This window comes from Achromobacter sp. FW305-C-30-7 (assembly GCF_058783105.1).
The window spans coordinates 59,532-69,688 of record NZ_JBYSYI010000015.1; the positions used below are offsets into that span (position 1 = coordinate 59,532).

Below are 10,157 nucleotides of genomic sequence, written 5' to 3' on the forward strand. Positions count from 1 at the left end.
CATCCATCCGGCCGGATATACACTGAATCTCCAGGCGGCGCCCGCGCCGCCCCACTTTCATGATCGACGCCGCCATGTCCTCGTCCTCCATCGAACACGCCATGCTCACCCTGGGCGAAAACGCCCGCCGCGCCTCGCGCGCCATGATGCGCGCCAATGGCGCCGCCAAAAACCAGGCGCTGCTGGCCATGGCCGACACCCTGGCCGCCAGCCACGACGAACTCAAGGCCGCCAACGAGAAAGACCTGGCGGCGGCGCGCAGCAACGGCCTGGAGCCGGCCCTGCTGGACCGCCTGACCCTGTCGGACAAGACGCTGGCGCACATGGCGGAAGGCTTGCGCCAGATCGCCGCCCTGCCGGACCCCATCGGCAGCATCACCGCCACCAGCGTTCGCCCCAACGGCATGCGCGTGGCGCAGATGCGCGTTCCGCTGGGCGTGATCGGCATCATTTACGAATCCCGTCCCAACGTGACCATAGACGCGGCCGCGCTCTGCCTGAAGTCCGGCAACGCCGCCATCCTGCGCGGCGGCAGCGAAGCCCTGCATTCCAATATCGCGCTGGGCCGCGTGGTACAGACCGGCCTGGCCGCCGCGGGCCTGCCGCAAGACGCGGTGCAGGTCGTTGCCACGGCCGACCGGGCCGCGGTCGGCAAGCTCATCACCATGACCGAGCACATCGACGTCATCGTGCCGCGCGGCGGCAAGGGTCTGATCGCCCGGCTGTCGCAGGAAGCGCGCGTGCCGCTCATCAAGCACCTGGACGGCAACTGCCACGTCTATATCGATGCGGCAGCGGACCCGGACAAGGCGCATGCCATCGCCTTCAACGCCAAGACCTACCGCTATGGCATCTGCGGCGCCATGGAAACCCTGCTGGTCGACGCGGTGGCCGCCGTTTCCATCCTGCCCAGCCTGGCCGCGGCGCTCACCGAACACGGAGTGGAATTGCGCGGCTGCCCGCGCACGCTGGCCCTGCTGCCGCACGCCAAGCCGGCAACCGAAGAGGATTGGGCCACGGAATACCTGGGTCCCATCCTGGCGGTGCGCATCGTCGATACGCTGGACGACGCCATCGAGCACATCGCGCGCTGGGGCTCCGGCCATACCGACGCCATCGTCACCGAAGATCTGTCCGCCGCGCAGCGCTTCCAGCGCGAGGTCGACTCCAGCTCGGTCTACGTCAACCTGCCGACCTGCTTTGCCGACGGCTTCGAGTACGGCCTGGGCGCCGAAATCGGCATCTCGACCAACCGCCTGCATGCGCGTGGTCCGGTCGGCCTGGAGGGCCTGACCACGCTGAAATGGGTGCTGAGCGGCGAAGGCCAGGTGCGCGGCTGACCCCGGGCGCTACGGCGCGCGAAGCCTGACGCGGCCCTGAACACGGGGCCGCGGCAAGCCTTTTACAATACGGTCGGCAATTTTCCGCACGCTTTCCTATCATCCGAACGCGGCACACCGCGTCTTCCCGAGATCCCCCATGTACTCACCCGCCATGGCCATGGCCTTCAGCCTCTTCCTGCTCTGCTTCATCACCTGCACGCTTTGCGGCATCGTGCTGTTCTTCAAGCGCAAGCAGATCAACGCCAAGCTGAAGCACCCGTATCTGCAGCACCGCCCGTTCAATCAGTATCCGCTCGCGATCCAGGCGTCCATCATGCTGGACTATTTCTTCCGCCTGATGTTTCCCGACACGCGTTTCTGGCTGATCGGCAACGCCAACGATCTGCTTCCGCACGTCGATCCGAAGAAGACCCCGCTGGCCCTGAAGTGGCCCATCGTCGGCTTCTGGGGTTCTTGCTGGCTCGGCCTGATCGCCATGATCGTCCTCTGGATCATGTTGTTTGTAGGAGCTTGAGCGCATGCAGATCAAAATCGAAGACTATCCCGGCAGCCTTGATGCGGCGCGCTACCTGATCGCCGCGCGCCTATCCGGCGTCGCCGGCCCACGTCTGCCCGCCGACTGCCGTCCGCAATCGCTGAACCAGGCCTTCGCCGTGCAGCAACGCACCGCGCAACTGCTGCTTGAGAACCATCAGGACGATATCGGCGCCTGGAAGAGCGCCTTGCCCACGCCCGAGAAAAGCGTGGTCGCGCCAATCTACGCCTCGACCGTCGCCTACGCCGAAGCCGGTCCGGTCGCGGCCCGGACCGCCACGGTGCGCATCGAACCCGAGATTGCGTTCGAAATCGCCCGGGACCTGCCCGCCCGCCCCCAGCCCTACAGCGAAGCCGAGGTGGACGCGGCCATCGGCGGCGCGCGCCTGGCGCTGGAGGTGCTGGGCTGCCGCTATGCCGCCCCGGAACACGCCAGCCTGCCCGAACTGCTGGCCGACCATATGTTCAACCAGGGCCTGGTACTGGGTCCGCGCATCGCCTCGCCGCATGACGCGCCCGGCAGCATGAGCATTACGCTGGCCGTGGACGGCGTCGAAACCGAGCAGCATGCGGGCATCCACCCGAACGACCGCCCCAAGGCGGGGCTGTACTGGCTGGCCAACTTCCTGCGCGAACAAGGCCTGGGGCTGCGCGCCGGCCAGCACGTCATCACCGGTTCCTATGCCGGATTCCTGGACGTGCCCGCCAACCACGACCTGGAACTCGCCTACGGCGACCTCGGCATCCTGCGCCTGCGCTTCAGCAACCCCTAGCGCCTCGCGCCCGTGCCGACACAGTGCGGTCCGGGCCGACCAGCGCCACGCTAGCGGGCCGCAGGCTCGGCGATATCGATGAGGGCTGCGGCCGCCTCAATGATCTCGCCCACGTCCAGGCACAAGTCCTCGCGGTAGCGCCCCGCCACTACCTGCACGCCGATCGGGCTGGCGCCCGCGCCGCTCATGGCGCTGCCCATCGCCACCGACAGGCCCGGCAAGCCCATGAACGGCACGCCGATCTGCGTCATCTGCGCGCGCCAGACGCGGGCGTAGGCCGCATCGCCCTGCAGGTCCAGCTTGTCCGGGAAAGGCAGCTCGGCCGACACGGGAAGCAGCAGCACCGGATATTCCGCGAAGAACAGTTCCCACATGCGCGTCAGTGTGGCGCGCCGCGTCAGCGTCGCCGAAAAACTGGCGAGATCGGCGCCGGCAGCCTTGTCGCGCTGGCCGGCCAACGCAACAAGAGCGCCACGGTCTCCCTCTTTTTCCGCGGCTGCGACCATCGCTTCGTAACCATCGGCCAGCCACATGCGGATCTGCAGGTCCGCGGCCTCCTGCATCGGCGGCACCGCATCCAGCGTGTCCACCGTCCAGCCTGCCTCGCTGAGCCGGCGCGCGGCCTCCTGCAAGGCCTTGACCACAGCGGGCTGGGTATCCATTCCGTCAGGATTCAGGCACAGCGCCGCCCGGCGCGGCGCCTCGGGCCCCACCAGCGGAGCCGGCACCCACCACGGGTCGCGCGGATCCCGCGCCGCCAGCGCGGCCAGGCCCAGTCTCAGGTCGGCGATGCTGCGCCCCAGCGGGCCGGACACCGCGGTCAGTTGCCCGCCGATGGAGCGCTCCGGCAAGGCCGCGTTGTAGGCCGCCACGCGTCCCAGCGACGGCCGCAGGCCGTGCACGCCGCAGGCGTAGGCCGGATAGCGGATGGAGCCGGCGATATCCGTGCCATGCGCCAGATGTCCGATGCCGGCCGCCACGGCGGCGGCCGCGCCGCCCGACGAGCCGCCGGGCGTAAGCGCCGGATTGCGCGGGTTCAGCGTGTCGCCATGCAGCGCGTTGCCGGTGAACCAGCGCAAGGAAAACGCGGGCGTGTTGGTGCGCCCCAGTATCACGGCGCCCGCGCGCCGCAAATTGTCCACGACCGGGCTGTTCTCGGCCGCGATCACATCCTGCTGCAGGCGTACGCCGTTGGTCGTGGCGTAGCCCGCCTGATCGACGTTGACCTTCACGGTGACGGGCACGCCGGCCAGCGGTCCCGCATCCTCGCCGCGCGCAAGCATGGCATCCACTTGCGCGGCTTGGGCCAGCACATCTTCCGGCCTATGGTCCACCACCGCATTGATCGCGGGATTGACGGCATCCAGCCGCCCCAACGCGCTTTGCGCGGCCTCGCGGGCGGACACCTCACGCTTGCGGATGCGGGCGGCAAGTTCAACTGCGGACAAACGCCAAAGATCGGACACGCGCGACTCCTGAGTCATGGTTGCGTTGATGGGTCAGGCCAACCTTAGCGCCAGCCGCGTCCGCCCACAAGCCGCCGCGCCCCGGCCTGCGCCTACTGGTCCTCTTCGAAGACCTCGACGATGGCATCGGCCACGGCGCGCACGCGGGCCGTGCGGTTCAAGTCGCCGTGCATCACCAGCCATAGATCGTAGGGCTCGCTGCGTGCAGGCCAGATGCGCACCAGATCCGGGTACTGGGGCGCCATGTGCGTGGGCACCTGGCCTATGCCCAGGCCGGCCGCGACGGCTTCGATGATCATCAGGCCGGAATTCAACTCGACACCCATGCGTCCGTTGCCCGTGGGCTCGCCGCAGAAGGTATCGGACCAGCCCGGCAGCACCGCCTGCTGGTAGGTCACCAGGGTATGCCCCGCGAATGCCGTACCCAGCCGCGGCTCGCCATGCGCCTCCAGGTAGGCCTTCGAGGCGTACAGCCCGACCTCCTTGCGCGCCAGATGCCGGTGGATCAGGTCGGGATTGTCCGGCCTGATGTTGCGGATCGCCAGATCCGCCTCGCGGCGCGTCAGGTTACTGAGCTGGATCGCCGTGGACAGCGTGACGCGGATGTCGGGATGGTGGGCATGCACGCGCCGGACCGCCTCCATGACGTAGTAGGTGGCGACGGTTTCCGAGGTCGCCACGCGGACCACGCCCGACAGCCGGTGGTCCAGTCCCTGCATCTGGCGCTGCAACTGATCCGCCGCCTGCTCCATGCGCTCCGCCGCCGCGAACGCCAGCTCACCCGCCGCCGTGGGGACGTATCCGCCCGGGGTGCGCAGGAATAGCCGCGCGTCCAGCGAGGCTTCCAGCGCCGCCAGCCTGCGCCCGGCCGTGGCCTGGTCGACCTGCAGCAGCGCCGCCGCGCCGCGCAGTGTGCCGACCCGATAGATGGCCAGGAAGATCCTGGCGTTGTCCCAGTCCATGACAGCCTTCTTCAGATGCATTTTTGCATGACTATAAAGCAATTATTCTGCTTTTTTGCATCATTCAAAGCGCCTAAGCTTCACTCCTCGAAAGCCGCCGTACGCCTCAACCATGAACTCCGCCTGTCCCAATATCCCGGCGCCCTCGCTGGACGCCAAGCCCGCAGCAGCTGGCCTGCTGCCGCTCGTCACACTGGCCATCGGCTTCGTCATGGCCATGCTGGACGTGACCGTCGTCAACGTCGCCCTACCCAGCATCGCGGTCCAGTTCACCGTGCCGCTGACGGATCTGGTCTGGATCGTGGACGGCTACACGCTTACCTTCGCGGCCCTGCTGCTGGTGGCCGGGGCGCTGGCCGACCGCTATGGCGCCAAGACGGTCTATCTGGCCGGCCTGGGCGTCTTCACCCTGGCGTCCCTGCTTTGCGGACTGGCGCCGAATGCCGACCTGCTGATCCTGGCCCGCATGCTGCAAGGCCTGGGCGCGGCCCTGTTCATGCCCAGTTCCCTCAGCCTGCTGACCCATGCCTACGACGACGAGCAGGTGCGCAACCGCATGCTGGCAGCCTGGTCCGCCATCGTGGCGGTGGCAGGCGCCGCCGGCCCGCTGCTGGGCGGCGTGCTGATCCACCAATTCGGCTGGCGCGGGATTTTTCTCATCAACATCCCGCTGGGACTGGCCGGCTTGTGGCTGGCGCGGCGCCGCATCCATGCCGCGCCGCGCCGTCCGCGCGCGCTCAATCCGCTGAGCCATCTGCTGGGCGTGATCGCCCTGTCGTCGCTGTGCTTCGTACTGATCCAGGGCAATGCCTATGGCTGGTCTTCCAGCCTCATCCTGGGCATGGTTGCCCTCTGCCTGGCCGCCGCCGCGCTGCTGGTGCGGCGCGAGCGCCGCCACGCCGAGCCCATCATCCCGCGCGCCCTGTTCGCGACCGCGCAATTCGCGGCCGCCAACGGCGTGGGCTTTCTGATCAATCTTGCCTCCTACGGCCAGCTTTTCCTGCTCAGTCTGTTCCTGCAACAGGCGCGCGGCACGGACGCCTTGCAGACGGGGCTGCAACTGGTGCCGATGCTGGCGGTATTCTCCATCGGCAACCTGATGTCGGGCCGGATCTCGGCGCGCTGGAACGTCTCGACGGCGCTGCTAGGCGGATTGTCGCTGGCCGCCATCATGAGCAGCATGGGCACTTTCGCTTTCTCGCCGGACATGGCCTACTGGCCATTTGCCGTCGCCGTCGCGCTGTCCAATCTGGGCGTGGGCATCGCCGTGCCCGCCATGACCAGCGTGGTCATGCAGGTTTCGGGCAAGAGCCACGCGAACAGCGCCGCCGCGGCGCTGAACGCCAACCGCCAATCCGGCGCCCTGGTCGGGGTCGCACTGATGGGTACCATCCTGCATCTGCTGCCGGACTGGCACGCCAGCCTGCCTGCGGCCTACTGCATCATCGGCGCAAGCTATCTGGCTGCGGTTGCGCTGGTGTGGCGGCATCTGCGCCGCGCCCGCAACGCCTGAACTCCAGCACGAAGGCAGGCGCGGAAATCAGGCCGGCTGCCCTCGCCTCCTTCAAGCGGCCGCGAGTATGGCCACGCCGCGCCCCGCGAAGAATTCCTCGAAAACGGCCAGCGGCAATTCGACATCGGCCTGCGTGCCGGGCTCGCCCGAGGGATTATGGAAGGTCACCGCGTTCGGCGTTGCGCGGGTCACCAGTACCAGGTGCCCGCCTTTCCTGGGCGGCTGCCGCTCGGGCCAGCGTATCCAGGGATGCACGGAGGCCATGAAGTAGGCGGCCTGCGACATCAAGCCAGGCAGTTCTTCCGCGCGCAGATCGACATGCACGCGCGCCGCCAGGCCGAATACCTCGTCCACATAGCGCACGAACGGCGCGTAGATCATGCCTTTGATCTGCTCGCCTTCCACGGTATAGGCGCCATAAGGCAAGCTGCCCCGCGCCAGCTCCAGCGTGGGGTAATGCCGCCCGTCGCGTGCCGCCAGCACCATCTTCAGGCAGGCCATGCCGCAAACGTGGCTGGCCCAGCGCCCATACTCGTCCGCATCACGCGCGCCCGAGCCGCGCCACGCAGGATCATCGACCAGGGCCAGCTTGCCCTGGATGATCTCGCTGGCCAGATGCGCCGACTCCCATTGGCAAAAGTAGGGCACGGCGGATCGATGGGCTGGGGTCGCGTTCATGCAGGGCTCCTGGTTTCCGGAGGCGGAAGGGAGCCGCTATCTTGCCCGTGCCGCCTGCGCGTGGCAACGGGCCGGCGTTTGCTTCACAATGCTTCTATCCGCGCTCACAGGAGACCTGCATGTCCAGCACCGCCACGTCCAACCCGCCCGCCATCCGCCGAGTCGCCATCGTGGGCGCCGGCACCATAGGCGCCAGTTGGGCCGCGTTGTTCCTCGCTCGCGGCCTCGCGGTCGTCGTCAGCGATCCGGCCGCCGATGCCGAAGCGCTGACGCGCGCCCGCGTGCAGGCCGCATGGCCCGTGCTGACAGAGCTCGGACACGTGCTGCCCGGCGCCTCGGCCGAGGCCCTGCGCTTCGAGCCGGACCTGGAGGCCGCGCTGGCCGGCGTGGACTTCGTGCAGGAAAACGCGCCCGAGCGCGAAGATTTCAAAACCGCGCTGTTCGCGCGCATGGACGCCGCGCTGCCTGCGCACGTCATCGTCGCGTCTAGCTCGTCCGGTCTCATCATGAGCCGCCTGCAATCGCAGTGCCGCCATGCCTCGCGCTTCGTCATCGGGCATCCGTTCAATCCGCCGCACCTGATCCCGCTGGTCGAGGTGGTAGGCGGCACCCAGACCTCCGCCGACACCATCGACCGCTGCATCGCCTTCTACCGCAGCCTGGGCAAATACCCCATCCGCCTGAACAAGGAAGTGCCGGGTCACATCGCCAACCGCCTGCAGGCGGCCCTGTGGCGCGAAGCGATACACCTCGCGGCCGAGAACGTGGCCAGCGTCGCCGACATCGATGCCGCCGTATCGCAAGGCCCCGGCCTGCGCTGGGCGTTGTTCGGTCCGCACATGACTTTCAATCTGGGCGGCGGCGCGGGCGGCCTGGCCAATTTCATGGACCACCTGCTGGGTCCGGTACAAACCTGGTGGGACGACCTGGGAGCACCCGAGGTCACTCCCGAGCTGCGGCAGCGCCTGATCGAAGGCGTCAACGCCGAAGCAGGCCAGCGCAGCATCGCCGACCTGGTCCAGACTCGCGACGCCCAGCTCACCGCGCTGCTCAAAGCGCTGCAACGCTGAAGCGGCAGCAGTCAATGGCAGCAACACGGGGCGAATGCGCCCCATAGCCCATCAAGCCGGCTGACAGTAGCCGGCCATTCCATCGCAGGATTCCTCCGCATGATCTCCGTAACGCATGAAACCGCCCATTCCCGCTACACCGCCACCGTTGATGGCGTCTTGTGCGTGCTCGACTACCAGCTACAAGGCAACACCATGGCCATCACGCACACCGGCGTGCCGAGCCAGGTGGGCGGCCGCGGCATCGCCGCTGCGTTGACCAAGTACGCGCTGGACGACGCGCGCACCCGGGGCTGGAAGGTGCGGCCCTTGTGCTCATACGCGGACGCCTATATCCGCCGCCATCCTGAATACAACGATCTGCTGGCCTGAGCTTCTTCCGCGTTTCGTCCCGTGACCAAGCAATCCAAGCTCCAGGCTGCGGCCTGTCCCTGCGGTGGCCCCAAGCCCTATTCCGAATGCTGCGGCCGCTGGCATGAAGGCCCTCAGGCCATGCAGGCCCCCACCGCCGAAGCGCTGATGCGCTCCCGCTACAGCGCCTTCGTGCTGGACAGGTTGCCCTATCTGTTGGCGACCTGGCACCCGAGCACCCGCCCTGCGTCTCTCGATCCCAATCCGCCGGACCTGAAATGGCTGGGACTGGCGATCAAGCAAACCGGCAGCCAGGGCCCTGAGCACGCAACCGTGGAATTCGTCGCCCGCAGCCGCCAGGCCGGCCGCGCCCATCGCCTGCATGAGCTCAGCCGCTTCGTGCGCGAAGGCGGACTATGGTTCTACGTGGACGGCGACCTGTACTGACCATCCCCGACACTCCCGGACCGCGCCTTTCCCAACCCAAATATTCCAAAAACAGACATGAACCACGATCCTCGCCACGCCGAAGCGCTCTTTCACTCTGAAACCGTCGCGGCATTGCGCGCCGACCTCGCGCTCGCATTGCGGGCTGCGGCAGCGCATGGCCTGGGGGAAGGCGTCTGCAATCACTTCAGCGTGGCCCTGCCAGGAGACTCGGAGCATTTCCTGCTCAACCCCCGCGGGCTGATGTGGCATGAAGTGCAGGCGGATGACATCGTGCTGATCGATGCCCAGGGCAACAAGCTCGCGGGCTGCCATGCGGTCGAACCCACGGCCATGTTCATCCATGCCGCCATCCACCGCATCGCCGGCAAAGCCTGTGTGCTGCATACGCATATGCCTTACGCCACGGCCCTGACGCTCACCTCGGATCGCGCGCTCGATACCACGCTATCCCAGAATGCCATGCGCTTTCATGGTCGCCTGGCCATTGATGAGCACTACAACGGCCTGGCCCTGGACGTAAGCGAAGGCGAACGCATCGCTCACGCGATGCAGGGCGCTGATGTGGTTTTCCTTGGCAACCATGGCGTCGTCGTCTGCGGCGAACGGCTGGATTACGCCTACGACGACCTGTTTTTCCTGGAACGCGCCTGTACCGCCCAGGTGCTGGCGCAATCCACGGGGCGCCCGCTGGTGCCGGTCAATCCCGAACTCGCGGCCAAGGTTGCGGCACAGGTGCAAAGCGAACGCCTGCAATCCGAATTGTTCTTCGCTGCCTTGCGGCGCCAATTGCTCTAGCCGCTTTTAACGGCGCGCCCAAAACAAAACCCCTCGCAGGAGCATCCTGCGAGGGGTTTTTCATTGGGGTTTGCGGAACCTGCGAAGCGCATCATCAGCGCGGCGCCGCAAAGACAAAACCCCACAGGGGTTACCTGTGGGGTTTTGCGGAATAAAAGCTTGACGATGACCTACTTTCACAGACGTCCGTCCACTATCATCGGCGCAAAGTCGTTTCACTGT

General features: G+C 67.1%; 11 protein-coding genes. 8 read left to right on the plus strand and 3 right to left on the minus strand.

Annotation, left to right across the window (positions count from 1 at the left end):
- Positions 1-59 precede the first annotated feature (59 nt).
- The 3 genes from AC3WOB_RS30420 to AC3WOB_RS30430 all read left to right on the plus strand — a co-directional run bounded on the left by AC3WOB_RS30420 (position 60) and on the right by AC3WOB_RS30430 (position 2,650).
- Positions 60-1,340 carry a glutamate-5-semialdehyde dehydrogenase gene (locus AC3WOB_RS30420; protein ID WP_492277111.1) on the plus strand — a complete coding sequence of 427 codons (1,281 nt, stop codon included), beginning with the start codon at positions 60-62 and terminating at the stop codon, positions 1,338-1,340.
- Positions 1,341-1,479: 139 nt separating this feature from the next.
- Positions 1,480-1,857, plus strand: a complete 378-nt coding sequence (locus tag AC3WOB_RS30425) for a hypothetical protein (protein ID WP_013395439.1) — start codon at positions 1,480-1,482, stop codon at positions 1,855-1,857.
- 4 nt (positions 1,858-1,861) lie between these two features.
- The gene (locus AC3WOB_RS30430) at positions 1,862-2,650 is read left to right on the plus strand and encodes a 2-keto-4-pentenoate hydratase (protein ID WP_492277112.1); all 789 of its coding nucleotides are present in this window, start codon (positions 1,862-1,864) and stop codon (positions 2,648-2,650) included.
- A 50-nt stretch (positions 2,651-2,700) separates the two neighbouring features.
- On the opposite strand, the gene AC3WOB_RS30435 is transcribed toward AC3WOB_RS30430, so the two are convergent.
- Both AC3WOB_RS30435 and AC3WOB_RS30440 read right to left on the minus strand, forming a co-directional pair.
- Complete coding sequence (locus tag AC3WOB_RS30435) at positions 2,701-4,116, minus strand: amidase family protein (protein WP_492277113.1); 1,416 nt, start codon at positions 4,114-4,116, stop codon at positions 2,701-2,703.
- A gap of 92 nt (positions 4,117-4,208) precedes the next feature.
- A complete protein-coding gene (locus AC3WOB_RS30440) occupies positions 4,209-5,078 on the minus strand; it encodes a LysR family transcriptional regulator (RefSeq protein WP_041655984.1) in 870 nt (289 codons plus the stop codon).
- Between the two features lie 112 nt (positions 5,079-5,190).
- On the opposite strand from AC3WOB_RS30440, the gene AC3WOB_RS30445 reads away from it, so the two are divergent.
- A complete protein-coding gene (locus AC3WOB_RS30445; RefSeq protein ID WP_492277114.1) occupies positions 5,191-6,591 on the plus strand; it encodes an MFS transporter in 1,401 nt (466 codons plus the stop codon).
- Positions 6,592-6,642: 51 nt separating this feature from the next.
- Here the strand turns inward: AC3WOB_RS30445 and AC3WOB_RS30450 are convergent, their stop codons facing one another.
- Positions 6,643-7,269 carry a hypothetical protein gene (locus AC3WOB_RS30450; RefSeq protein WP_492277115.1) on the minus strand — a complete coding sequence of 209 codons (627 nt, stop codon included), beginning with the start codon at positions 7,267-7,269 and terminating at the stop codon, positions 6,643-6,645.
- 119 nt (positions 7,270-7,388) lie between these two features.
- Between AC3WOB_RS30450 and AC3WOB_RS30455 the strand changes: the two genes are divergently transcribed.
- The 4 genes from AC3WOB_RS30455 to AC3WOB_RS30470 all read left to right on the plus strand — a co-directional run bounded on the left by AC3WOB_RS30455 (position 7,389) and on the right by AC3WOB_RS30470 (position 9,935).
- Complete coding sequence (locus AC3WOB_RS30455) at positions 7,389-8,339, plus strand: 3-hydroxyacyl-CoA dehydrogenase NAD-binding domain-containing protein (protein WP_492277116.1); 951 nt, start codon at positions 7,389-7,391, stop codon at positions 8,337-8,339.
- A 99-nt stretch (positions 8,340-8,438) separates the two neighbouring features.
- Positions 8,439-8,711: a GNAT family N-acetyltransferase gene (locus AC3WOB_RS30460; RefSeq protein WP_492277117.1), complete on the plus strand. Its 273-nt coding sequence runs from the start codon at positions 8,439-8,441 to the stop codon at positions 8,709-8,711.
- A 21-nt stretch (positions 8,712-8,732) separates the two neighbouring features.
- Positions 8,733-9,137, plus strand: coding sequence for a YchJ family protein (locus AC3WOB_RS30465; protein WP_492277118.1), 405 nt, complete (start codon positions 8,733-8,735; stop codon positions 9,135-9,137).
- A 57-nt stretch (positions 9,138-9,194) separates the two neighbouring features.
- Positions 9,195-9,935 (plus strand): aldolase, encoded by a 741-nt coding sequence (locus tag AC3WOB_RS30470; RefSeq protein ID WP_492277119.1) that lies wholly within the window; start codon positions 9,195-9,197, stop codon positions 9,933-9,935.
- Positions 9,936-10,157: the final 222 nt, after the last annotated feature.

What these genes read in the sequence shown, in the direction of transcription:
- AC3WOB_RS30420 (WP_492277111.1), top strand. Translation starts at nt 60, where the DNA reads ATGATCGACGCCGCCATGTCCTCGTCCTCCATCGAACACGCCATGCTC.
- AC3WOB_RS30425 (WP_013395439.1), top strand. Translation starts at nt 1,480, where the DNA reads ATGTACTCACCCGCCATGGCCATGGCCTTCAGCCTCTTCCTGCTCTGC.
- AC3WOB_RS30430 (WP_492277112.1), top strand. Translation starts at nt 1,862, where the DNA reads ATGCAGATCAAAATCGAAGACTATCCCGGCAGCCTTGATGCGGCGCGC.
- AC3WOB_RS30440 (WP_041655984.1), bottom strand. Translation starts at nt 5,078, where the DNA reads ATGGACTGGGACAACGCCAGGATCTTCCTGGCCATCTATCGGGTCGGC.
- AC3WOB_RS30445 (WP_492277114.1), top strand. Translation starts at nt 5,191, where the DNA reads ATGAACTCCGCCTGTCCCAATATCCCGGCGCCCTCGCTGGACGCCAAG.
- AC3WOB_RS30450 (WP_492277115.1), bottom strand. Translation starts at nt 7,269, where the DNA reads ATGAACGCGACCCCAGCCCATCGATCCGCCGTGCCCTACTTTTGCCAA.
- AC3WOB_RS30455 (WP_492277116.1), top strand. Translation starts at nt 7,389, where the DNA reads ATGTCCAGCACCGCCACGTCCAACCCGCCCGCCATCCGCCGAGTCGCC.
- AC3WOB_RS30460 (WP_492277117.1), top strand. Translation starts at nt 8,439, where the DNA reads ATGATCTCCGTAACGCATGAAACCGCCCATTCCCGCTACACCGCCACC.
- AC3WOB_RS30470 (WP_492277119.1), top strand. Translation starts at nt 9,195, where the DNA reads ATGAACCACGATCCTCGCCACGCCGAAGCGCTCTTTCACTCTGAAACC.